At 73.4% G+C, this 23,701-nt stretch carries 13 protein-coding genes; 6 read left to right on the plus strand and 7 right to left on the minus strand.

Going from position 1 to position 23,701, the window contains the following annotated elements; all coding sequences use genetic code 11:
• Positions 1-249: 249 nt before the first annotated feature.
• Positions 250-6,324: a type I polyketide synthase gene (locus FRANEAN1_RS20755; RefSeq protein ID WP_020461784.1), complete on the plus strand. Its 6,075-nt coding sequence runs from the start codon at positions 250-252 to the stop codon at positions 6,322-6,324.
• 103 nt (positions 6,325-6,427) lie between these two features.
• Here FRANEAN1_RS20755 and FRANEAN1_RS20760 read toward each other — a convergent pair whose 3' ends face one another.
• A complete protein-coding gene (locus FRANEAN1_RS20760) occupies positions 6,428-7,474 on the minus strand; it encodes a hypothetical protein (RefSeq protein ID WP_020461785.1) in 1,047 nt (348 codons plus the stop codon).
• Between the two features lie 435 nt (positions 7,475-7,909).
• On the opposite strand from FRANEAN1_RS20760, the gene FRANEAN1_RS20765 reads away from it, so the two are divergent.
• Both FRANEAN1_RS20765 and FRANEAN1_RS20770 read left to right on the plus strand, forming a co-directional pair.
• Complete coding sequence (locus tag FRANEAN1_RS20765) at positions 7,910-9,346, plus strand: hypothetical protein (RefSeq protein ID WP_020461786.1); 1,437 nt, start codon at positions 7,910-7,912, stop codon at positions 9,344-9,346.
• Between the two features lie 313 nt (positions 9,347-9,659).
• Positions 9,660-10,685: an alpha/beta hydrolase fold domain-containing protein gene (locus FRANEAN1_RS20770; RefSeq protein ID WP_020461787.1), complete on the plus strand. Its 1,026-nt coding sequence runs from the start codon at positions 9,660-9,662 to the stop codon at positions 10,683-10,685.
• 102 nt (positions 10,686-10,787) lie between these two features.
• Here the strand turns inward: FRANEAN1_RS20770 and FRANEAN1_RS20775 are convergent, their stop codons facing one another.
• Positions 10,788-11,027, minus strand: a complete 240-nt coding sequence (locus tag FRANEAN1_RS20775; protein WP_020461788.1) for a hypothetical protein — start codon at positions 11,025-11,027, stop codon at positions 10,788-10,790.
• 771 nt (positions 11,028-11,798) lie between these two features.
• Between FRANEAN1_RS20775 and FRANEAN1_RS20780 the strand changes: the two genes are divergently transcribed.
• On the plus strand, positions 11,799-12,869 hold the full coding sequence (locus FRANEAN1_RS20780) for an SRPBCC family protein (RefSeq protein ID WP_020461789.1): 1,071 nt from the start codon (positions 11,799-11,801) through the stop codon (positions 12,867-12,869).
• A gap of 189 nt (positions 12,870-13,058) precedes the next feature.
• Here FRANEAN1_RS20780 and FRANEAN1_RS20785 read toward each other — a convergent pair whose 3' ends face one another.
• The 3 genes from FRANEAN1_RS20785 to FRANEAN1_RS20795 all read right to left on the minus strand — a co-directional run bounded on the left by FRANEAN1_RS20785 (position 13,059) and on the right by FRANEAN1_RS20795 (position 20,210).
• Positions 13,059-15,278 carry an NADP-dependent isocitrate dehydrogenase gene (locus FRANEAN1_RS20785; RefSeq protein ID WP_020461790.1) on the minus strand — a complete coding sequence of 740 codons (2,220 nt, stop codon included), beginning with the start codon at positions 15,276-15,278 and terminating at the stop codon, positions 13,059-13,061.
• A 231-nt stretch (positions 15,279-15,509) separates the two neighbouring features.
• Positions 15,510-16,424, minus strand: coding sequence for a siderophore-interacting protein (locus tag FRANEAN1_RS20790; protein WP_347176690.1), 915 nt, complete (start codon positions 16,422-16,424; stop codon positions 15,510-15,512).
• A 183-nt stretch (positions 16,425-16,607) separates the two neighbouring features.
• Complete coding sequence (locus FRANEAN1_RS20795) at positions 16,608-20,210, minus strand: bifunctional proline dehydrogenase/L-glutamate gamma-semialdehyde dehydrogenase (protein WP_020461792.1); 3,603 nt, start codon at positions 20,208-20,210, stop codon at positions 16,608-16,610.
• Positions 20,211-20,473: 263 nt separating this feature from the next.
• On the opposite strand from FRANEAN1_RS20795, the gene FRANEAN1_RS20800 reads away from it, so the two are divergent.
• A complete protein-coding gene (locus FRANEAN1_RS20800) occupies positions 20,474-20,860 on the plus strand; it encodes a VOC family protein (RefSeq protein WP_020461793.1) in 387 nt (128 codons plus the stop codon).
• Between the two features lie 24 nt (positions 20,861-20,884).
• On the plus strand, positions 20,885-22,120 hold the full coding sequence (locus tag FRANEAN1_RS20805) for a pentapeptide repeat-containing protein (protein WP_020461794.1): 1,236 nt from the start codon (positions 20,885-20,887) through the stop codon (positions 22,118-22,120).
• A 332-nt stretch (positions 22,121-22,452) separates the two neighbouring features.
• Here the strand turns inward: FRANEAN1_RS20805 and FRANEAN1_RS43780 are convergent, their stop codons facing one another.
• Together FRANEAN1_RS43780 and FRANEAN1_RS43785 are read right to left on the minus strand one after the other, a co-directional pair.
• Entirely contained in the window at positions 22,453-23,118 is a 666-nt protein-coding gene (locus tag FRANEAN1_RS43780; protein WP_020461795.1) for a hypothetical protein, read from the minus strand.
• A 46-nt stretch (positions 23,119-23,164) separates the two neighbouring features.
• Positions 23,165-23,524, minus strand: coding sequence for a hypothetical protein (locus FRANEAN1_RS43785; RefSeq protein WP_020461796.1), 360 nt, complete (start codon positions 23,522-23,524; stop codon positions 23,165-23,167).
• Positions 23,525-23,701: the final 177 nt, after the last annotated feature.

Genomic DNA, 23,701 nt, shown 5'->3' on the forward strand with positions numbered 1-23,701 from the left:
GCCCATACCCGACGTGGGGCACGATTCGCCCGTGGTCGCTCCGTCGGCTTCTTCTCCGGCCGGGGTGCGCGGTCCCGACCGGGCCCGATATCCGCCGGGCGCCGCCCGATGACTTCCGCGCGCGGGCCGAGCCGGTTCTCCCGCCCGTGTTCCCTCCACCGGACGGACCGAGAACCTCCGAAAAGGTCACGGGAAATCGCCCCGGCGCGGCGCCCAGCCGCCCCGCCTGCGCACGTCAGGAGTGTTCGGATGGACAGCACCCGCCCAGAGCAGGGCCACTCCGGGGCGACCGCGGACCAGGCCCGCGACGCGTGGCGGGCCCGGCTCGCCGAGTTGTCGCCACCCGCCCAGATCGAGGCGCTGCTCGACCTCGTCGTCGACCACGTGGTCGTGGTCACCGGCAGCCACGGCGGCTCGGCGGGCGTCGACCGCGGTGCCCCCTGGCGCGCGCTGGGGGTCTACCGGCGCATCGCGGACGTCCTGCGAGCGAAGCTCACCGCGGCGACCGGGGTGCGGCTGCCGGCGACGGTGCTCTTCGAGCGCCCCACACCGAAGGCGGTGGCCTCGTTCCTGCACGCCGAGATCCTGGGCGTGCGCGAGGAGGCAGCCGACACCGCGCCCGCGCCCACGCCGGCCGCACCGGCAGAGGGGGGCGGGCGCGGCGCCGATCCCGTGGTCGTGGTGGGCATGGGCTGCCGGCTGCCCGGCGCCGACTCGCCGGAGGCCCTGTGGGAGCTGGTGGCGCAGGGCCGTGACGTCGTCGCCGGCCTGCCGACGGACCGCGGCTGGGACCTGGACGGCCTGTACCACCCGGACCCCGAGCACCCGGGCACCGCCTACACCCGCCAGGGCGGCTTCCTCCCCGGGGTCAGCCTGTTCGACGCCGGCTTCTTCGGGATCGGACCCCGCGAGGCCACCGCGATGGACCCGCAGCAGCGGCTCATGCTCGAGGTCTCCTGGGAGGCGTTCGAGCACGCGGGCATCGACCCGCACCGGCTGCGCGGCAGCCGCACCGGGGTGTTCACCGGTGTCTCCCTGCAGGACTACGGCCCGCCCTGGCACGACGCCCCCGCCGAACTGCAGGGTCACCTGCTGACCGGCAACGCGCTGGGCGTGGTCGCCGGCCGGGTCTCCTACACCTTCGGCTTCGAGGGCCCCGCGCTGACGGTGGACACCCAGTGCTCCGCCTCGCTCGTCGCCGTCCACCTGGCGACCGCGGCCCTGTACGCCGGGGAGTGCGACCTCGCCCTCGCCGGCGGCGTCACCGTGATGAGCACGCCGTCCATGCTGATGGAGTTCAGCCGCAAGCGCGGGCTGGCGCCCGACGGCCGGTGCAAGGCGTTCTCCGCCGACGCCGACGGCACCGGATGGGCCGAGGGCGCCACCGTGGTCGTCCTCACCCGGCTCTCCCACGCCCGCGCGCGGCAGCTGCCGGTGCTGGCCGTCGTCGCGGGCAGCGCCGTGAACCAGGACGGCGCCAGCAACGGCCTGACCGCCCCCAACGGCCTGTCCCAGCAGCGGCTCATCCAGCAGGCCCTGGCCAACGCCGGCCTGAGCGCCGGCGACGTCGACGCGGTCGAGGCGCACGGCACCGGCACCCCGCTCGGCGACCCCATCGAGGCCCGCGCGCTGCTCGCTACCTACGGCGCCGGCCGGTCCCCGGACCGGCCGCTGTACCTGGGCTCCCTCAAGTCCAACATCGGCCATGCCCAGGCCGCCGCGGGCACCGCCGGCATGATCAAGATGATCGAGGCACTGCGCCACGAGACGCTGCCCGCCAGCCTGCACATCACCGTCCCCACCCCCCACGTGGACTGGGCGACCGGCGCCGTCACCCTCCTGACACAGCCCACGGCGTGGCCCGCCACCGCGCGGCCGCGCCGCGCCGCCGTCTCCGCCTTCGGCGTCTCGGGCACCAACGCCCACCTCATCATCGAGGAACCCCCCGGCCCGGCCCGCATCCCCGCGCAGGCCACGCCTGCCGCCGCGCCCGCCGGCGCCACCGAGGACCGGGACGCCGTCCGCGGCGGGGACACTCCCGAGTGGGCGGCCAACCTGCCCACAACGGTGATCCTCTCCGCCCGCGGTGACGAGGCGCTGCGCGCGCACGCCGCCCGCCTCGCCGACCACCTCGCCGGCCATCCGGACGTCACCGTCGACGACGCCGCCCACACCCTGGGCGCGCGGGCCCAGTTCCCCACGCGCGCCGCCGTCGTCCTGGACGGGCCGCCGACGGAACGGGCGTCCCACCTGGTTCGGGCGCTGACCACGCTGGCCGCCGGGCGGGCGGCGCCCGCTCTCATCCGCGGCAGCACCCCCGTGGACCTAGCCGGCGCCCGGATCGCGATGGTGTTCACCGGCCAGGGCAGCCAGCTCCACGGCATGGGACGGCGGCTGCACGCCGCCTACCCGGCCTTCGCCCGCGCGCTCGACGCCGCGTGCGACCGCTTCGAGCCGCATCTCGACGAGCCGCTGCGCGACGTCATGTTCGCCGCCCCGGACACCCCGCCCGCCGTCCTGCTGGACCAGACGCTGTACACCCAGTGCGCGCTCTTCGCCTACCAGAGCGCCCTGTTCCGGCTGTTGGAGAGCTTCGGGGTCACCCCGCACCTGCTGCTCGGCCACTCCGTGGGCGAGCTCACCGCGGCGCACATCGCCGGCGTCTGGACCCTGTCTGACACGGCCGCGCTGGTCGCCGCCCGCGGCCGTCTCATGCAGAGCTGTGTGCCCGGCGCCATGGCCGCCGTCGGCGCGACCGAGGACGAGGTCCGTCGGTGCCTCGACGAGTACGGGGGCCGGGTCGACATCGCCGCCGTCAACGGCCCCACCGCCGTCGTCGTGGCCGGTGACTCCGACGCCGTCGGCGCGCTCGCGGCGCACTGGGCCGAGCAGGGGCGCCCGACCCGCGGCCTCGCCGTCAGTCACGCCTTCCACTCCGCGCACATGGATCCCGTCCTCGACCGCTTCGCCGCCGTCGCCCGCACGCTCGCCTACCGCCCGCCCGCCGTCCCGATCGCCTCCGCCCTCACCGGACGTCTGAGCACCGACCCGGATGCCCCGGTCGACCTCACCGACCCGGCGTACTGGGTCCGCCACATCCGTGAAACCGTCCGGTTCCACCAGGCTGTCACCCGCGCCGACGCCGAGAACATCACCTCCTACCTGGAGATCGGGCCGAAGCCCACGCTGACGCCGTACCTCGGCGACGCCCGCGTGGTCACCGCGGCACGCCGCGGGCAGCCCGAGACCACCGCTCTACACATCGGCCTCGCCGAGCTGTACACGCACGGCACCCCGGTAGCGTGGCGGGCGGCGAACAACCCGCGGGCCGCCAGCCGCAGGCCCGCCCACCGGCACCTGCCCACCTACCCGTTCCAGCGCCGCCACCACTGGACCGACCCGACCCGCCGATCCGGCGCGCCCGGCGCGCCCGGCCCGGAGGGGTGGCGCTACCGCATCAGCTGGCGCTCCCGGCCCGTCCCCAGCACCGGCGCCCTGCCCGGGATGGACGGCACCCCGCCGCCGCTGACGGGCCGCTGGCTCCTGCTCCTCCCCCCCGCGGGCGTCACCGACGAGGAGGTCTCCCGCGTCTCGTGGATCGTCGAGCGCCTCGGCGGCACCGTGCTCCGCGTGCCGCTGCGCCACGAGGACACCGACCGGGCCCGCCTCGCCGCCCGCCTGCGCGCCCTCGGCCAGCCCGGTGCCACCACGGGCCGAGGCGGCGTGCTGTCACTGCTCGGCCTCGACACGACGCGCCACCCCGACCACCCCGCGCTCACGACCGGTTTCGCCCTCACCTGCGCGCTCGCGCAGGCCCTGCACGACATCGAGCTGGACGCGCCGCTGTGGACGCTCACCCGTGGCGCCGTCCGGACCGGGGCCGCAGCCGCGACGGCGGCCAGCGACCGGATTCTGGATCCGGCCGGGGCGCTGCTCTGGGGGCTGGGGCGGTCCCTCGCCCTCGAGCGGCCAGGTGCCTGGGGCGGTCTCGTCGACATCCCCGCGGAGCTGGACGACTCCACGCTCGGCTGGCTCGGCGCCGCACTGACCGCACCGGACGGCGAGGACCAGTTCGCCGCCCGCCCGGCGGGGCTGCTGGTACCCCGCCTGGTCCGGGAGACCACGCCTGTCACCACCGCACCGTGGGACGTCCGCGGAGCGGTTGTGCTCATCACCGGAGGCACCGGCGCCCTCGGCACCCGGATCGCCCGCCGCCTCGCCCGCGACGGAGCCCGCCGGCTGATCCTGGCCAGCCGCCGCGGCCCGGACGCGCCCGGGGCGGCCGAGCTGTGCGCCGAGCTGACCGCCCTCGGCGTCCAGGCCGTCGTCCGTCGCTGCGACGCCTCCGCCGCCGCCGCCGCGGGCACGGGCACGGGCACGGGCACGGGCCAGCTGGCCGCGCTCGTCCGCGAGCTCGCCGCCGATCCCGAGGCCCCGCTCACCGCGATCGTCCACGCCGCGGGCGTCGACGGCCCCATGGCCGCGCTGCCCGAGCTCGACCTGGGCCAGATCGCGGCCGTGCTCGCGCCCAAGGCCGGCGCCGCCGAGCTCCTGCATGAGGCCGCTGGGACCATCCCGCTCGTGTTCCTGTCGTCGGTCTCGGCGACCTGGGGCAGCGGCGGCCAGGCCCCGTACAGCGCGGCGAACGCATACCTCGACACGCTGGCCGCGTTCCGGCACGCCAGCGGGCGCCCGGCCACCTCGGTCGCGTTCGGCCCGTGGGCCGAGGCCGGCATGGGCGCCGAACCGGCCCGCCGTGACTACCTGCACCGCCGTGGCCTGAACCCGCTCTCCCCCGGCCGGGCCATCGATGCCCTGGCCCAGGCGGTCGGCACCGGATGTCCCGGCCCGGTCACCGTCGCCGACGTCGACTGGGCACGGTTCCTGCCCGCCTACACCGCCGCCCGGCCCTCACGCCTGTTCGACGAGCTACGCGCCACCGCCGACGAAGCCGCCTCCCCGGCCGCCGACGGAACGCAGCCCGCGGATCTCACCGGGGCGCCGCGCGGTGATGGCGCGGAGCCGGGTGATGATCTCGCGGCGCTGCCCGCGGCGGAGCAGGGCCGGGCGCTGCGCGAGCTCGTCCGGGCCGAGGCCGCGGCGGTGCTGGGCCACCGCGAGGCCGACGAGATCGAGACGGGACGCCGCTTCCTCGAGCTGGGCTTCGACTCGCTGGCCTCCGTGCAGCTCAGCCGCCGGCTGGCGGGTGCGACCGGGGTCGCGCTCGCCACCGCCGCGGTCTTCGAGCACCCCACCGTCGCCGACCTCGCCGACCACCTCCACGCCCTGCTCGCCGGCCGGCCCGCGCCCGCCGCCGCCACCACCGGCGCCGACGGTGCGGTCGGCGCGGTCGGCGCGGTCGGGAGCGGCACCCGAACCGGGACCGGCTGGACCTCGACCAGTGCCAGTGCCGCCGGCGTCCCCGCCGTAGGCGGCGCGGAGCCGGTCGGCGTGCGTGGGCTCTACCGGCAGGCGTGCGCTGACGGCAAGTTCGCCGAAGGGGTCGGGGTGCTGCGCGCCGCCGCAAAGCTGCGGTCGACGTTCACCGCGCCGAGCGAGCTGGCCAGGCGGCCACGTCCGGTCACCCTCGCGTCCGGCCCGGCCGGGCCGGCGCTGGTCTGCCTGCCGTCGATGGTCGCGCCGTCCGGGCCGCACACCTTCGCCCGGCTCGCCCTGCACCTGCACGGCCGCCGCGCCGTGCACGCGCTGGCGCACCCCGGCTTCGGCGACGGCGAGCTTCTGCCCGCCACCGCCGATCTCGTGGTCGACCTGCACGCCGAGACGCTGGCCGCGCACTTCCCCGACACACCGGTCGCGCTCGCGGGCTACTCGTCCGGCGGCTGGTTGGCACACGCCGTCGCGGCGCGGCTGGAGGCACGCGGCATCCGCCCGAGCGCCGTGGTCCTGCTCGACACCTGGCTGCCCGGCGACCGGATCCCCGAGGCCGACATCGCCGAGGAGCTGCGCGGCATCGCCGTCAACGACCAGGCGTTCGCGCTGATGACCGAGTCCCAGGTGACCGCGCAGGGCGCCTACCTCGACCTGTTCGAAGGATGGAAACCCACGTCGGTGCGTGCGCCGATCGTCCTCGTCCGCGCGGTCCAGCGCATGCCGGGGCAGCGGGCGGACCCCGCGGGCCCGGTGACCGGCTGGGCGGACGAATGGGACCTGGCCTTCGACACAAGGGACACCGCCGGCGACCACCAGTCGATGATGAACGAGCACGCCGGCTCCACAGCTCACACGGTCCACGCCTGGCTCGGCGACCTCCACGCACGCCGGTCCCCGGCCCGTACTGTCGCCAGCGGGACGGCTATCCGCTGACGCCACCAAAGCCCCATGCCCCCACGCCAGCCCGAACCCGGTCCAGGCCGGGGGTGTTGTCGAGCCCCCGGCCTGGATCATCTGTCACACCGTCCGCCGGGTTTCACTCCCGCGCTGCATGCCATTGCCCGGCTGGCGCGCGGGGCAGGCCGACGTCGGTCAGGTGCAGGATCCCGGGCCTTGCGGCCTTGACGTTGAAGGCGGCGTTGACCGCGGGCAGGGCGGTCATGGTGTCCCACTCGTGGTTGCCCCAGTGCTCGGGCGGGATGAAGCGGATCCGGGTGTCGATCCCCGGCTCCCCGTCGATGACCACGCGGTACTGGTCGTCGTTGAACTCCCAGTCCTCATTCAGATTCTTGGTCAGGTACCAGCGGAACTTCATCTGGATGACCGTGCTGCCGCCCAGGTTGCCGTTCCAGCCGACCTCCACAGCGGCGTTCGTGCCCTTCTCGATGGTCATGTAGCCCAGGTCGACCGTCTGGGAGGCGGTGGCGTAGCCGAGGAAGAACTCGACACTGTCGAGCGTGTATTCCAGGGCGTGCGCCATGCGCTGCACGGCTTCCTCGGCCGGCATCATCCACAGCTTCGCCATGTCGGCGATCTGCGGTGTGGTGCCGGTCCGGGAGATGCCCATGGCCTCCCAGGTCTCCTTCGACTCGTAGACGGAGCAGTCGGCGGCCTCCAGGATGGAGATCTTCCGCACGTCCCGACACACGCCGGTCATGGCCGTCACCATCGTGTTGATCCACCCGGGGCTTATGCCCGTGATGTAGAGCGAGCTGCTCCCGCGGGCGCAGGCGGCCTCCAGCCGCTCCTTCGTCTCCCCCTTGACTCCGCCGACGTTGAAGAACAGGTTGGTGCTGATCACGTCCATTCCCGCCTCAAGCAGCGGCAGGACATGGTCGAGATCGGCCATGAAAGGGGTGTAGACGACAGTGTCCGCCTTGAGCGCGATCAAGGCGTCGATGTCGTTGGTCGCCGCGACGCCACACGGCGGCCGACCGCACAGCGTTCCCGCATCGGTGCCGACCTTGTCCGCCGACCAGGCGTACACACCCACAAGGTCCAGACGCGGATCATCAAGTATCGCCCGTAACGTCAGCTTGCCCACTTTTCCGGTGGTCCACTGGATGACACGAAGCCTTTCCATACGCCTGCCCGCCCTCTCGGTTGAAGCGCCCTGCCGCCCCGATACGGGTGTCGGACCCGCTGCCGTCCGCACCTTCGACGCCGGCCGACACCGGGAGCGGGACATCCGCTCCGTCTCACGTCACCGGGCACTCTTGATCCACCAGCCCCGCCGCTGAACACTTGTATAACAGCGGGGCACGGACCGTACAAGCTTCCGCAGACCCTGGTCCTGGCCACCGGACGGGCCAGTACGTCCGGTGGCGGCGTGGCACCCACAAGAGCCCGTCCAGCCCGTCCAGCCCGACGACCGGGCCGTCCCCCGGGCATCGGTCTCCACCCGGCCGCTGTGCCGCAGCCGTCCACGATTGTCGCCCCTCTGGATATTTCACTACTGAAGCGGCCCTCGCCCGTCTAGGCTCTCGTAGCGGGAACCGACGGAAGCACGGGAGGCCGCGTGCCCGACTTCAGCCACCTCAGTTTCGGTGCGCCGGCCGCCGAACGCGACATCAGGCGCGGGCTCGACGCCTACTTCATCGAGTCGGCCGCGTACCGCAACATGAACACCGGAACGAAGACGATCCTGGTCGCGAACCGTGGTGCCGGCAAGAGCGCGATCCTCAAGACCATGGCCCGCCGGCACCGCGACCGCGGGGCCTCGGTCATCGAGCTCGCACCCGAGGACTACTCGTACGAATTCCTCAGCGGGGCGATGACCCGCGAGGCCGACGGCGCGTGGGCCAAGCTCGGCGCGTACGCCGTGGCCTGGAAATACCTGCTGCTCGTGCTCATCATGAAGGAGCTGACGAAACGGCACGGCCGGATAAGACGCGGCGCCGAGAGCCAGATATACGCCTACCTGCGCGACAACCACCGCGGCGCGTCGGTCACCCCGCTGGACTCGTTCGTCTCCTATCTGCGCCGCATCGAGTCGGTGAAGCTGGGAAGCTTCGAAGCCGGTATCCGCACGACGGAGCTCCAGCGCCTCTACAAACTCCAGGAGCTGGAACACCTGATCCAGCCGTTGAGCCGCCTGTGCGCGCGCTCGGGGGTCACCGTCCTGGTCGACGAGCTGGACCGCGGCTGGGACGCGAGCGAGGACGCGCAGGCCTTCGTCGCCGGTCTCTTCCAGGCCTGTATGTCGCTGAACGACCTCTCGCCGCACCTGCACGTCTTCATGTCGCTGCGCCAGGAGCTCTACGACAACATTCCCGCCCTCTACGACGACGCGCAGAAGTTCCGCGACCTGATCGAGGTGGTGCGGTGGGACGAGCCGCACCTGTGGCAGCTGATCGCCTGCCGTATCCGGCACACCGTGCCCGGGCTGAGCGGTGTGGGCGACGACGAGTGCTGGGCGGCGGTGTTCCGTGATCCGCGCTGGTCGTTCCGCTACATCGTCGACCGCTCGCTGCGCCGCCCACGCGAGATCATCCAGTACTGCAGCCACGCGCTCGAACACGCGCGTCAGAACCGGTCCGCCGGTGGCCAGCGGATCGCGCGGCGCGACATCCTCGCCGTAGAAGCCACCTACTCCGGCGAGCGGACCCGCGACATCGCCGCCGAGTACCGGTTCCAGCACCCGGGCCTGCTCAGCGTGTTCGAGGCGTTCCGCGGCCGCCCGGCGGTCTGGGCCCGGGACGACCTCGAGTTCCTGCTGCTGGACATCGCGACGGGAGCCGTGCGGACCAGCCGGGAGGCCACGAAGTGGATCGCCGACCGGGATCCCGACCATCTGCTGGAGACACTGTGGAACGTGGGTTTCATCCGCGACCACTCAGTGCTGTCCGCATCGTGGGCGGGGAGCGATCGCTCTGACTCCCTCACCTCGACCAGGGGTGTCTCGACCTTCGCCGTGCATCCGATGTTCCGGCAGTACGTGGGAACCCTGGACTAAAGGTCGACCCCGGCCGGGTGAAGATCGATCCGAGCACGGAGCACCACGGGTGGCCCACCGTGCCCCGCCGGCACGGCTGAGTAGTGCCCACCCGGCGGCCCAGCCGCGACCAGGCCCTCGGCGACCAGTTACGCGCAGCACGGCACGCACCACCTGAAGATGTCCGTCCGGGCGGTGCGCGGAATGCCGATCCGTCAGAACAACGGCTCTAAGGGCATCCTGAGGGGCTTCCAGGGGTGAACATTGGGCGTGGTTTGGACGAGCGGGGGGCGCGTCAGACCGCGAGTGCCCGACACGTGTGCTGGAGGATGCGATGCCGTACCGCTTCGATCCCGAACTCGCCTCGCTGGTCGAGATCACGCCGCACGTCACCGTCGACGACATCACCGCGACCCGCGCCCGCGCGGCCGAGTTGATGCTCGCCGCCACGCGTGAGATCGACCTGACCGGGGTCAACATCACCGACACCTGCGTACCCGGCCCACTGGACGCCCCCGACGTGGCGGTGCGGATCTACACGCCGGTCGGTGTCGCCCGACCCACCCCGGCCGTCCTGCACCTGCCCGGCGGCGGCTTCGTCGCGGGCGGCCTCGGGACGGAGCACCGCGCCAACATCGGGCTGAGCCGGGCCGTCGGTGCCGTCGTCGTCGCGGTGGACTACCGGCTGGCCCCCGAGCATCCCTATCCGTCCGCGCTCGAGGACTGCTACGCGGCCCTGTGCTGGATGGCGGCCCGCGCCGACCGGCTCGGCGTCGATCCGAACCGGATCGCCGTGCACGGGGCGCACGCCGGCGGGGGCCTGGCCGCGGCGCTGGCGCTGCTCACCCGTGACCGGGGCGGGCCCGCGCTGTGCTTCCAGTGCCTGGACTTCCCCGAGCTCGACGACCGGCGGGCGGTGCCGAGCCTGGCGGCGGCCCCCGTAGGCCTTGGCGACGCGCTCGGCGGCGGCCGCGAGCACCGTCCCGGAACGACCGGTGCCGGAACAGACAGCGCCGGGGCGGACGGCGGCTCCGTCGGCGCGGCGCGGCGAGCCGACACCGCCGTGCACTGGGACGCGTACCTCGGTGAGGGCCGGGCGGGAACCGACGGCGTACCGCTGTACGCGGCGCCTGCGCGGGCCGAGGACCTGCGTGGGCTGCCGCCGGCGTACGTCTGCGTCCAGGAGCGGGACCGCCTGCGCGAACAGGGAGTCGCCTACGCCGACGCGCTGCGTTCCGCCGGTGTCCCGTCTCGGCTGCAGGTCGTCGCCGGCTCGGCCCCCGAGCCGGCGCCCAGGCGGCGCGCCGCCTCACCCGAGACGGTGGCCGCCCTCCGCGCCGCCCTGCACGGCCGCGGCTGAGGCGCCGGGGGCCCGAGGACGGACCGCCGGCTCACGCGGCGACGGGCCGTCCAGGGTTGGTGGTGGGGAGTGGGTGGTCGGAGCTGGTGCGTGGCTACCTGGTCAGTCGCGCTCGGTCGCGTCGGCACTGACCTCGGAGTCATCCACCTTGCGCTGGCCGGGGACGACCGACGGGCCGCTGGCCGCGTTGTGCCGGGTGTAGATCGCCTGGATCTCCTGCCGCGCCGCGGGCGTCTCGGTCGAGCTGATGACGAGATCGAACTCGTGGCGCATACGGCGGACGGCACGGCGGGCGGCAAGCTTCTGGTAGAGGCCCGGACGGTCGGAGCTGGTGAGGTTCACGTCAATCCCCCTGAAGCATCCTCAGTGGCGGCTGGATTTCGGCCGTCGCTATTAATAATGCCGCTGCGACGGCGCGATAATCCATACCGAGGACGTGACCTCGGCCGCACCTTCGGGGGTCAGGCGCACCACAATGTGGGCCACGTCTATGCTGTGGGACACAACCCCGACGGAAGCGTCGGGGAACCGACACCCCGAGGTGGCGCGGGTCACTCACCGCCGATTGTCGTGACCCACGTCACGGCACGCCGAATCCCATCGAGAATGCCCGCCACGGGCGGGGCCGCGTTTCTCCCCCGCCTCGGGGGCGGGCCGGGCCGTCCGTCAGGGCCGGCGGGGCGGCCCGTCGGCGGCCGTCGGGACGCCGCCACCCCAGCCCTCCCCGCGGCGGCGGACCCGCCCGGCACACCGGCCGACGTCCCGCTCAACGGGACACCCGGGGGCAGGAGTGCCTGGCACGACGGAGCAATCACCTCCGGCGGGGTCACCCCCACCCAGGTGCCCGGCTGCCGGCACCGGGCCCGCGCCGGCCACTTTCGCCGCACCTGGCCGTGACGCACGGCAGTGCACCCCTTCCTGTCGGGATGGTGACTTAGCCCGAGTAAAGACCGTTGGTGGTGAGCACATACAATTCTGCCTACCTGATCCCATCCCGCCGCCCCGCGCGCGGGATGATGCCGTCATCGAATTGGGAGGGCTCACATCGACCGCCACGAGCTCGTCGACCTCACGCGACGGGCGCTGAAAATAGCGACCGACAATACAACTGACATGACGCCGACGGAAGGCGGCGTGGCGGCGACGGCCTATACCAGCCGGGAACGTTTCGAACTGGAACGTGAAGTCGTCCGGCGTTCACCGCAGCTCGTGGGCTACAGCTCCGAACTGCCCGACGCCGGAACCTACTGCACAAAGACCGTGATGGACGTCCCCGTGCTGTTGACTCGCGGCGATGACGGAACGGTGCGCGCTTTCCAGAACGTGTGCGCCCATCGGCAGGCTCAGGTCGCCCAGGGCTGCGGCGTGGCGCAGCGGTTCACCTGCCCCTGGCATGCGTGGACGTACGACGCGCGCGGCGAGTTCGTCGGCGGTCCGGGGCGGGAGGGCTTCCCCGCGACACTCAACGGTCAGGCGCGGCTCAACGAGCTGCCCGCCGCCGAGAACGCGGGGTTCCTGTGGGTCGGGCTGGACCCGGCCGCCGGGCCGCTCGACATCGACGCACACCTGGGCGAGCTGGGCCCGGAGCTGGCGTCCTGGAACATCGGGTCGTGGGCGCCGGTGGGCGAGAAGGTCATCGACTCACCGGTCAACTGGAAGCTCGCGCTCGACACGTTCGCCGAGAGCTACCACTTCGCGTCGGTGCACCGGGACACGTTCGCGCTGATCAACAAGAGCAACTGCGCGCTGTTCGACTCCTACGGGCCGCACCACCGCCTGGTCTTCCCGATGAACCACATCACCGACCTGGCGGACAAGCCGGAGGAGGAGTGGGAGCCGCTGAACAACTTCGTGTTGATCTACGCCCTGTTCCCCAACATCGTCCTGTCCGTGACGGTCGCGAACGGCGAGGTGTTCCGGGTGTACCCGGGCGAGCGCCCGGGCCATTCGGTCACCTACCACCAGAACGCGTCCCCGATGGACCTCACCGACGAGGCGACCCGGGAGACCGCGGAGACGATCTTCGACTACGCGCACAACGCCGTCCGCGACGAGGACTACGCGCTGGCGGCCCAGGTGCAGGCGAGCATGGCCTCGGGCGCGCGCGCGGACCTCGTCTTCGGGCGCAACGAGCCCGGCCTGCACCACCGGCACGAGGTTCTCGAGGACGCGCTCGGCCGCTAGCGGCCCGCGCGGACGACAACCGCCCCGCGCCGGCGGCGGCCGCTTCGCACCGGCGGAAGCCGTCCGGCGGCGAGCCCGCACGCGGGAGGTCGGAACGATCAGGGAAAGGGCCCGTGCGGAGCCCGGGCCCTTTCCCTTGACCCACGTTCTCCTGACGTCCCGCTCCTGACACGTGGTCAGGCCGGCAGGTCAGGCAAGCGTCGCGATGGCCTCGTTGAAGGTCTTCGACGGGCGCATCACGGCCGCGGCCTTGGCCGGGTCGGGCTGGTAGTAGCCGCCGATGTCGGCCGGCGAGCCCTGCACGGCGAGCAGCTCGTCGACGATGGTCTTCTCCTGGGCCGCGAGGCTCTCGGCCAGGCTGGTGAACGCCTGCGCGAGCGCGGCGTCGTCGGTCTGCGCCGCGAGTTCCTGGGCCCAGTACAGGGCCAGGTAGAAGTGGCTGCCCCGGTTGTCGATGCCGCCGACCCGGCGGGTGGGCGACTTGTCCTCGTTGAGGAAGGTCGCGGTCGCCCGGTCGAGGGTGTCGGCCAGCACCTGGGCGCGGGCGTTGCCGGTGCGCTGCGCGAGGTGCTCGAAGCTCACCGCCAGCGCCAGGAACTCACCCAGGCTGTCCCAGCGCAGGTAGTTCTCCTTGACGAGCTGCTGGACGTGCTTGGGCGCCGACCCGCCGGCACCGGTCTCGAACAGGCCGCCGCCGTTCATCAGCGGGACGACCGAGAGCATCTTTGCGCTCGTGCCGAGCTCCAGGATCGGGAACAGGTCGGTCAGGTAGTCACGCAGCACGTTGCCGGTCACCGAGATGGTGTCCTCGCCGCGGCGGATCCGCTCCAGCGAGAAGGTGATCGCGTCGACCGGGGCCTTGATCTCGATCTGCAGCCCGGTGGTGTCGTGGTCGGCCAGGTAGGTCCGGACCTTGGTGATGAGCTGGGCGTCGTGCGCGCGGGTCTCGTCAAGCCAGAACACGGCCGGGTTGCCGGTGGCGCAGGCCCGGGTGACGGCGAGCTTCACCCAGTCGCGGATCGGGGCGTCCTTGGTCTGGCAGGCGCGGAAGATGTCACCCGCGCTCACGGTCAGCTCGAGGACCGCCGTGCCCGCTCCGTCGACGAGCCGCACGGTGCCGGTCGTCGGGATCTCGAAGGTCTTGTCGTGGCTGCCGTACTCCTCGGCCTTCTGCGCCATCAGGCCGACGTTGGGCACCGAGCCCATCGTCGCCGGGTCGTAGGCGCCGTGCGCGCGGCAGTCGTCGATGACGGCCTGGTAGATGCCGGCGTAGCTGCTGTCGGGCAGGACGGCGAGGGTGTCCGCCTCGGCACCGTCCGGCCCCCACATGTGGCCGGAGGTGCGGATCATCGCCGGCATGGACGCGTCGACGATGACGTCGCTGGGCACGTGCAGGTTCGTGATGCCCCGGTCGGAGTCGACCATGGCCAGCGGCGGCCCGGCGGCGAGCTCGGCCTCGAAGGAGGCCTTGATCTCGGCGCCCTCGGGCAGCGCCTCCAGCCCCTTGAAGATGCCGCCGAGGCCCTCGTTCGGGGTCAGGCCGGCCGCCGCGAGCGCCGCGCCGTGGCGGGCGAACGTCTCGGGGAAGAACGCACGCACGACGTGGCCGAAGATGATCGGGTCGGAGACCTTCATCATCGTGGCCTTCAGGTGCACCGAGAACAGCACGCCCTCGGCCTTCGCCCGGGCCACCTGCTCGGTGAGGAACTCGCGCAGCGCGCCGACCCGCATGACCGAGACGTCGACGACTTCGCTGGCGAGCACCGGTACCGACTCGCGCAGGACGGACGTGGTGCCGTCGTCGCCGACCAGCTCGATACGCAGGGAGCCGTCCGCGGCGATCACCGCGGACTTCTCGGTCGAACGGAAGTCGTCGGCGCTCATGGTGGCGACGTTCGTCTTCGACTCGACGCTCCAGGCGCCCATGCGGTGCGGGTGGGCCTTGGCGTAGCTCTTCACCGACGCCGGCGCGCGGCGGTCGGAGTTGCCCTCGCGCAGCACGGGGTTGACGGCGCTGCCCTTGACCTTGTCGTAACGGGCGCGGATCTCCCGCTCCTCGTCGGTCTTCGGGTCGTCGGGGTAGTCCGGCAGCGCGTAGCCCTGCTTCTGCAGCTCGACGACGGCGGCCCGCAGCTGCGGGATGGACGCCGAGATGTTCGGCAGCTTGATGATGTTCGCCTCAGGCGTGCGGGCCAGGTCGCCGAGCTCGGCGAGCGCGTCGTCGATGCGCTGGGACGGCTCGAGGTGCTCCGGGAAGCTGGCGATGATCCGCCCGGCCAGGGAAATGTCGCGGCTGACAACGCCGACCCCGGCCGTCGACGCGTACGCCTGCACCACCGGCAGGAACGAGTACGTCGCCAGCGCCGGCGCCTCGTCCGTCTGGGTGTAGATGATCACCGAATCAGTCACCGATACTCCGCTTCACGTCTACTACTTCGTGTCGTATCAAGGTATGCCCTGCCCGTCCCGCGCCACTGATCATTACGCAGAGGCATGTGGCACCGTGCATTGCCGCTCGTCCCGGCCATCCACTGTCGCCGCCCGGAGGTGCGCCGTGCCACCGTTTGCGACCTGCGCGACCCGGCGCCCACCCGCCGGGGCGGTGAACCGGGCCGGTGGCCGGTGCGGCTGGGCGGCGCGCTACGCGAGTGCCAGTTCCTCGAGCACGGCGGGGTCGGAGAGGTCGCGGCCCTGCGCCGCCGCCTCGGCGTACCGGAGCTCCGCGGCGGCGTCGGCCTCCTCCATGGTCTCACCGGCCCTCCAGTAGGCGGAGGCCCGCAGGTCACCGCGCGGCACGCCGAGATCCTCCGCAAGCAGGCGGCGGATCACCCGGACCTCGCTCGCCTCCGCCGCGACGAAGGCCAGCGCGCCACCGTCCGGCCTGGTCAGGGCCCGCACCGCGGCCGGCAGCCCGCCGGCGGGCACCAGGCGCAGGTCGTCGCCCGGGCGTTCCGGCAGAAGCCCGAGATCCTGCTCGACGAGACCACTGAGGAGAACCACTGCCGGCTGCCCGGCGGGCAGTGCGGCGAGGATGGCCGCGACCGCCGGAAGCCCGCTACCGTCGGCGACGAGGATCGCGGTGCTGGTCCGCGCTGGCGCGCCGGCTTCCGGCGGGGCGAACTCGACCCGCATCCCGAGGAGGTCCGCGGTGTCGCCGGGCCGCAGGCGGTCGAGCCAGCCGGCGGCGAACCCGGAGCCGTGCCGGTGCACGTCGAAGGTGAGCCGGTTCGCCGCCGGGTCGAACGTGCGCACCGTGAAGGCCCTCGACAGTTCGGCCCGATCATCCGGCCCGGCCGCGCCCGCGTCGGCCCCGGAGCCGGTGCCGGCTGCGGCGGGCGGGTGGAGGAAGAGCCGGAAGGCGTCGGCGGGCAGCGGGTCGATGTAGGCCGACAGCCCGTCGCCGCGCACCGTCACCCGACGGAAGGACGGCGAGACCACGGCGACGGCCTCGACCGCCACCTCACACTGGATCATGCGGCCGGCCCGCCGCGCGGACGCGGCACGAATGGACTCACGCAGAGTGGCCACGTTCAGCTCCTCGATCGGCTGCGTCACGGCGCACGCTCAGCGAGGATGGGAGCGGAGCTGGACCGCGGGTCTTCCCGCCCCACGAACGCCGAAATTTAGGTAAGCCTAACCTAGGAAATGGTCGAAAGAGGCGCATTGGCCGGATCGGCCGACGCGACACACCGGCAGGTCAGAGCCCCCACTCTCAGCGCACGGCGTTGGCGCGGGTTGTCAGAGGAGGCCGTCGGAGAGGCCGTCCGGGGTACCGAAGCGGTGGGCGGTGATGCTGACCGCCTGCTCGCGCAGGAACGGCAGCAACTCCAGCCGCCCGGACTCGGTCACCGGCCGCGCGTGGACGGCGATCTCCAGGCGGTCACCGACCGCGGCCGTCAGCGCGCCGGCGTCCCCGCCGATCAGCCGAACCCGCAGCCCGGCCCGGCTCGCCGGGCGTCGGGCCAGGTCAGCGAGCCACTCGTCGTCGGACTGGCAGCTGTTACCGACCGCCAGCCCGGCGAGCTCCGCGCGTAGCCACCGCGGGAGCTCGACCGCGGAGCTCACCCGCAACGGCGAGCCGGCCAGCAGCCCGGCCGCGACCACGCGGACGAGCTGGTGGATCCCGCCGCCCGCGAAGCGGATCTCGACCGGAACGGGCTGGTAGCGCAGCATGTTGCGCTCGGCGGACAGCCCGGCGAGCTCGCGGGCGGCGCCGTACCCGCCGGCCCAGGCGGCCGCGTCGCTGCGCAGCGCCCGTTCCAGCCCAGCGAGATCCGCGACCGCGCCGACCCCACCACCGGCGCCTCCGCCAGGCGCGGCACCGCCAGCGGACGCGCCGCCGGCGGAGGCATCACTAGCGGAGGCGCCACCAACGGAGGCACCGTCGCCGAACTCTCCTACACAGTCACTTTCAGCGACGACGGCGAGCAGGCGGCGGGCGGTCGGTCCGAGCTCGGCCGTCGCGGAGCTGGGTCTGCTGGTCCAGTCAGCGAGGGCGTAGAGGTAGGTCGGGCCGCCCGCCTTGGTTCCCGGGCCCACCGCCGAGCGCTTCCAGCCGCCGAACGGCTGGCGGCCCACGATCGCGCCGGTGATGCCGCGGTTCACGTAGAGGTTGCCCGCCTGGACGTGGCGCAGCCAGTAGTCGAGCTCCGCCGCGTCGAGCGAGTGCAGGCCCGCGGTGAGGCCGAAGTCGACCTCGTTCTGGATCTCCACGGCCTCAGCGAGATCGGCCGCCGGCATGATCCCCAGGACCGGGCCGAAGTACTCCGTCCGGTGGAACTCCGACCCGCGGGACACCCCCGCACGCACTCCGGGCGACCACAGCCGGCCCTGTTCGTCGAGGCGCCGCGGCTCGACGAGCCAGCGCTCGCCCGGGCCGAGCTCGGTCAGCGCGCGCAGCAGCTTGCCCGAAGCCGGTTCGATGAGCGGCCCGAGCTGGGTCCGCGGCTCGGCCGACTCCCCCACGACCAGCGAGCGGACCGCGTCGACGAGCTGGTCGCGCAGCCGGCGGGACGCCGCCGCAGAGCCGACGAGGATGAGCAGCGACGCCGCCGAGCACTTCTGGCCGGCGTGGCCGAACGCGGAGGCAACGACGTCGCGCACGGCCAGGTCGGGGTCGGCGCTCGGCGTCACCACGATCGCGTTCTTGCCGCTCGTCTCCGCGAGCAGCGGCAGGTCGCGGCGGAACGACCGGAACAGCTCCGCCGTCTCGAACGCGCCGGTGAGGATGACCCGATCGACGCGAGGGTCACCGACCAGCGCCCGGCCGAGGTCGCCCTCGTCCACGTTGACGAGCTGGAGGACCTCGCGGGGGATGCCGGCGTCCCACAGCGCCCTTACCAGGACGGCGCCGCAGCGACGGGCCTGACCGGCCGGCTTGATCACCACCGGCGAGCCGGCGGCGAGGGCGGCGAGGGTGGACCCGGCGGGGATCGCGACCGGGAAGTTCCACGGCGGCGTGACCACGGTGAGGCGCACCGGCGCGAGCAGCGCCCCGTCGACGTCGTCGAGCCCGGCACCCCGCTCGGCGTAGTAGCGGGCGAAGTCGACGGCCTCCGAGACCTCCGGATCGGCCTGGTCGAAGGTCTTCGCGGTCTCGGTGGCCATGACCTCGACCAGCTCGCCGCGCCGCTGTTCGAGCACCTCGGCGGCCCGGCGTAGAACGGCCGCGCGGCCCGCCCCACCCAGCGCCGCCCAACCCGGGCCAGCGGCGACCGCGCGTGCCAGCACCGCGTCCAGCTCGTCCGCCGAGCGGATCGTGGTAACCGCGACGAGGTCGACGCCCAGCGTGGACGCCGGCGCCCGGGCCAGGACGCGCCGCGCCCACGTCCGGTTGGCCGCCAGGGAGGGGTCGGTGTCCGGAGCGTTCCGGAAGCCTCCTGTGCCATCAGGCCCGGCCGGCCCCGCTGCGCCGATGGGAGGCGTGGCGCGCAGGCGGTTCTGGGTGCGGCGCGGGGACGGGACGGTGTCGTCGACGTCGGCCAGCGAGGCGCGGAACCGCTTCTCCTCACGGGCGAACAGCGTCTCGTTGGTGGCGAGGTCGAACATGGCCGACATGAAGTTCTCCCGGCTCGCGCCCTCCTCGAGCCGGCGGACCAGGTAGGCGATGGCGACGTCGAACTCCGCCGGCCGCACCACCGGGGTGTAGAGGAGCAGGCCGCCCACCTCACGCGCGACGACCCGCGCCTGCGCCTGCGCCATCCCGAGCAGCATCTCGAAGCGGAGGCCGCCGCGGGCGCCGCGGCGGCCGGCGAGGAGCCACGCGAAGGCCAGGTCGAACAGGTTGTGGCCGGCGACCCCGACGCGCACGTTGGCGACCCGGTCGGGATGCAGGGCGTAGTCCAGCAGCCGTTTGTAGTTGGCGTCGGTGTCCTGCTTGGTGTCGTACGGCGCCGGCGGCCAGCCACGCAGGGACGCCTCGGCCCGTTCCATCGGCAGGTTCGCGCCTTTCACCAGCCGTACGGTGACCGGGGCACCGCCGGCCGCCCGCCGGGACGCGCTCCACTCCTGCAGGCGGGTAAGGGCGCCGAGCGCGTCGGGCAGGTAGGCCTGCAGGACGATCCCGGCCGCCAGGCGCCGCAGGGCCGGCCGGTCGAGCAGCGTGGTGAACACCTCGATCGTCAGGTCCAGGTCGCGGTACTCCTCCATGTCCAACGTGACGAACGTGGCCGGCCGCGACTCCGCCGGCCGCGCTGCCATGGCCTGCTCGAACAGCGGTGTCAGCGTCTCCACGACATGCGCCACGGTCTCCTCGAAGGCCCAGGCGGCGTGCGGCGCGACGCTCGCCGACACCTTGATCGACACGTGGTCGACGTCGTCCCGGGCGAGCAGCGCCGTCGTGCCCGCCAGCCGGCGCGCGGCCTCCCGCTCACCGAGGACGGCCTCCCCCAGCAGGTTCATGTTCAGCTGGACGCCGGGCCGGCGCAGCCGCTCGATGGCCCGTCCGAGCCCGCGGTCGGTGGCATCGACGACGAGGTGGCCGACCATCCGGCGCAGCACCCGCCGGGCGGCCGGGACGACGACCCACGGCACCACGGGCCCGGCTACTCCCCCTGCCCGCACCGCGCCGCGCAGGTACCAGGGCAGGAAGGCGGGCACGGACGGCGCGAGCCGGGCCAGGTTGCGCGCCGCTACCCGCGGGTCCTCCGGACGGATCACCCCGTCGACGAAGCGCACGGTGAACGCCAGCCCGCCCGGCTCCCGCAGGACGGCGGCCAGCCGGGCGGCGGCCGGGTCCACCGGCTCGGACGCCGCCTCGGCGACCCAGCGGCGGACCAGCGCGACAGCCTCGTCGCCCAGGTCGGACAGGTCGTGCGGGCTACTGCTCACTGCCGCGGTCATCGCCGTCCTCGGGTCGGTGTGGCTGTCTCTCACAGTGTGGCCGCGAGCACCGACAACACGGCCCCACCGGCGGGGTACACACCGGTCGTACCCGCGGCGCGCGGTCCGTCCACGTCCGCCCCCGCCGGGCGGCCACGGGTCTGCCGGGATACCCGGCGCGGCACGGGAAAGCTTCATAGGATCTTGGCTGCGGCGCCGCGTTCCGGTCACCGGCCGGGTGAGGCATGGAGGCGCCGCGAGGTGTCGCACGGAGGCGTTCACCCATGTCCGTCGAGCTGAACCACACGATCGTCCACGCCCGCAACGACGAGGAGTCCGCCCGGTTCCTGGCCCACATCCTGGGTCTCGAGGTCGGGCCGCGGACGGGCCCGTTCCTGCCGGTCGTCACGGCCAACGGCGTGGCCCTCGACTTCGCCGCCACCGCGGCGGAGTCCATCGCCACGCAGCACTACGCGTTCCTGGTGTCGGACGAGGAGTTCGACGCGGCGTTCGCCCGGATCAGGCAGGCCGGCATCACCTTCTACGCCGATCCGCAGGGGCGGCAGAAGGGCGAGATCAACCACAACCACGGCGGGCGCGGCCTGTACTTCCTCGACCCGTCCGGGCACTGGATGGAGATCCTCACCCGCCCCTACGGGAACAACGGGTAGCGGCCGGAGGACGGGGGGCGGGAAATGACCGACAACGCCGGTGTGGCCCCCGGCGCTCATGGAACCTGCTCCTGCGGCGGCGCGGCCGGCGTCGCCACCAGCGGCGCCGCGCGACGGTCCGCGGGCCGGCGCTGGCTGTGGATCGTCGCCGGGCTGGCCGCGGCCGGCGCGGCGGCGGCCGCGGTCGGGATCTGGCATCTCCCCCCGCGGATGTACCCGGACCCAGGCGACACCGACGCGCGGGCGGCCCTGCAGGGCGGCCTGCTGACCGCGGCCTCGGCCCTCATCGCCGTGGCCGGCGCCCTGGTCGCCCTGGACGAGACCCGGGTGGCCAACACCGAGACCCGGCGGGCGAACGAGGCGGCCGACGAACGCGAGCGGCAGGCCTACGCGAACACCCACGTCCGCGAGCTCTACACCCGGGCGATCGACCAGCTCGGCTCGGACAGCGACACGATCCGCCTGGGCGGCATCTACGCCCTCGAACGGATCGTCGCCGACAGCCCCGCCGACCGGCGGGCCGTCGTCGAGGTCCTCGCCGCCTTCGTCCGCACCCTCAGCACCGATCCCCGGCGCGCCCCGGCACCCGCCGCACCCGCCGCGCCGTCCGCCAAGCCCGGGCGGCGCGGGCCGTCCCGGCCGCCCGCCGTCGACATCCGCGCCGCCGTCGGCGTCCTCGCCCGGCTCCCGCACCCCGCGGACCTCACCGGCACCAACCTGACCGGGCTCACCGGCCTCACCGGCCACGCGGATCTTCCCGGTGCCCCCAGCCTCGCCCACCTGACGCTCACCAACGCCACCCTGGCCGACGCCCGGCTGGCCGGGGTCGACTTCACCGGCGGCAGCCTGGACGACGTCGATCTCGCCCGCGCCGACCTGCGCCGGGCGAACCTCACCGACGCCGAGCTTGTCGACGCGGACCTCACCGGCGCCCGGCTCGCCGACGCGACCCTTGCCGGCGCCCTGCTCTTCCGGGCGACCCTCACCGGCGCCCAGCTGGGCCGGGCCGATCTCACCGGCGCCCAGCTCGGCGGCGCCGACCTCACGAACGCCGTCCTGGACGAGGCGATCCTCGCCGACGCCGTCCTCTCCGGGGCGAACCTCACCAACGCCCGACTGGACGGCGCCGACCTCACCGCCGCCACCGGCCTGGCCCAGAAGCAGGTGGACTCCGCGCGCGGCGACCGGCGGACCCACCTGCCGGCGGGCCTGGCCCGGCCGGCGTCATGGGACACCGCGGAAGGGCCGGCCGGGCAGTAGAACCCGGGCCCGGCCGGGGGACGTCCGCCGCCGCGGCGGGCGCGGTGGATGTGTGCGCCGCGGGGATCGAGTCGATCCTGACGGTGGAGGTGACGGCGCATGACAGCCGGCGGTCTGTCGATCCTGGGGACGCCGGTGGACGTCCCGGACCCGACGCTGCCCGGTGGTCGGGCGGCCCGGGACCACCCGACCACCGCCCGGCCACCGCCCGGCCACCGCCCGGCCACCGCCCGGCCACCGCCCGGCCACCGCCCGGCCACCGCCCGGCCACCGCCCGGCCACCGGGGCCCAGGATGTCAGCAGTGCTTAGGACCTCAGCATTGCGTGGGACCTCAGCAGTTGAGCGTTCCGGCACGCAGCGCGTGGCTGGCGTCGTTGGCATCGTCGGACCACAGGACCGGCTTCAGCCCGGACGCGCAGGTCTCCTGCGGCGCGATGGCGAATCCCTCGTTGTTGTAGTTCGCCATTCCGGTGGGCCGCTCGTAGACGGCCGTGACGGCGAGCTGGCCCTGGGCGTTGACGTCGAGCGTCGCGGTGCGGCCCTGGCAGGTGTCGTCGCAGGCCGCCCACAGGTGGCCGGTGCTGGGCTCGTACTCGAGGTCCATCACGCCCGCGAAGCCGCTCGGCGCGGTGGCGATCCGGGTGTAACCGCCACCGGTCTGGTCGAGGGCGTAGGCGTAGATCGTGCCGTTGGCCTCCAGGCCGACGAAGTACAGGCCGCTGCCGTGGCCGGGGTAGGAGGCCGGGTTGTACGCGGCGCTGGTGTGCTCGTCCCGGAAGCCGTGCGCGGTGAGGAACGAGTCGGGGATCCACGCGATGCCCTCGGGGCCGCTGTTGGCCGCCACCGCGGGCAGGTCGGAGGTGAGGTCCCACTCCGCGGTCGCGTTGAGCGCGGTGGCCGTGGAGGACACGTCGAACCGGGCGATCTTCGGCAGGCTGGTGCTGCCGTTGTTGTCGCGTTCGGTGGCGACCATCACGCCGTCGGGGGTGACGACCACGCCTTCCGCGTCGAGGTCGCCGGTCCCGTTGGCGTAGTGCAGCGCCTTACCGGACGTCCAGCCGCCGGAGGTGTCGGGAACCCCACGTCACGCCGCTGGGCACGAGCCGGTAGAGCGTGCCGGGGCCGTTCTTCACCGCCCAGAGCACGCTGGCGCTCTGGAAGGACAGCCCGCTCAGGTTGGTGCCGAACGCGTTCGCGGCGTCGGCGACGGTGACCGCGGTACCACCGGGCCACGCCGCGGCCGTACCGCCACCTGAACAGGAGTTGGCGGTGCCCCGGGTCGACGCGCTGGTCGTGGTGAACGCGCCACTGCCGTCCGGGCACCGCCCGTAGGTCGTCGTGGCATGCGAGGTCCAGGTGTACGAGTCCACCAGCGTCGTCCCGCCCGGCTGGTACAGCCGCACCGAGTCGGCGCTACCCAGGCCGACTCGTTGATCCGCACGTCGGTCGGCCCGGCCATCGCCGCCGGCACACCGAATAGTGCGAGCGCGACCATGGCCAGGACGGCGGCAACAACGAGCCGCCCCCTCCCACGCAAATTCCAACGCAACGTAGCGACTCCTTCCCCCAGAGTGATCAAC

The sequence above is a fragment of the Parafrankia sp. EAN1pec genome, assembly GCF_000018005.1.
In the GTDB taxonomy this organism is placed as follows: Bacteria; Actinomycetota; Actinomycetes; order Frankiales; family Frankiaceae; genus Parafrankia; species Parafrankia soli.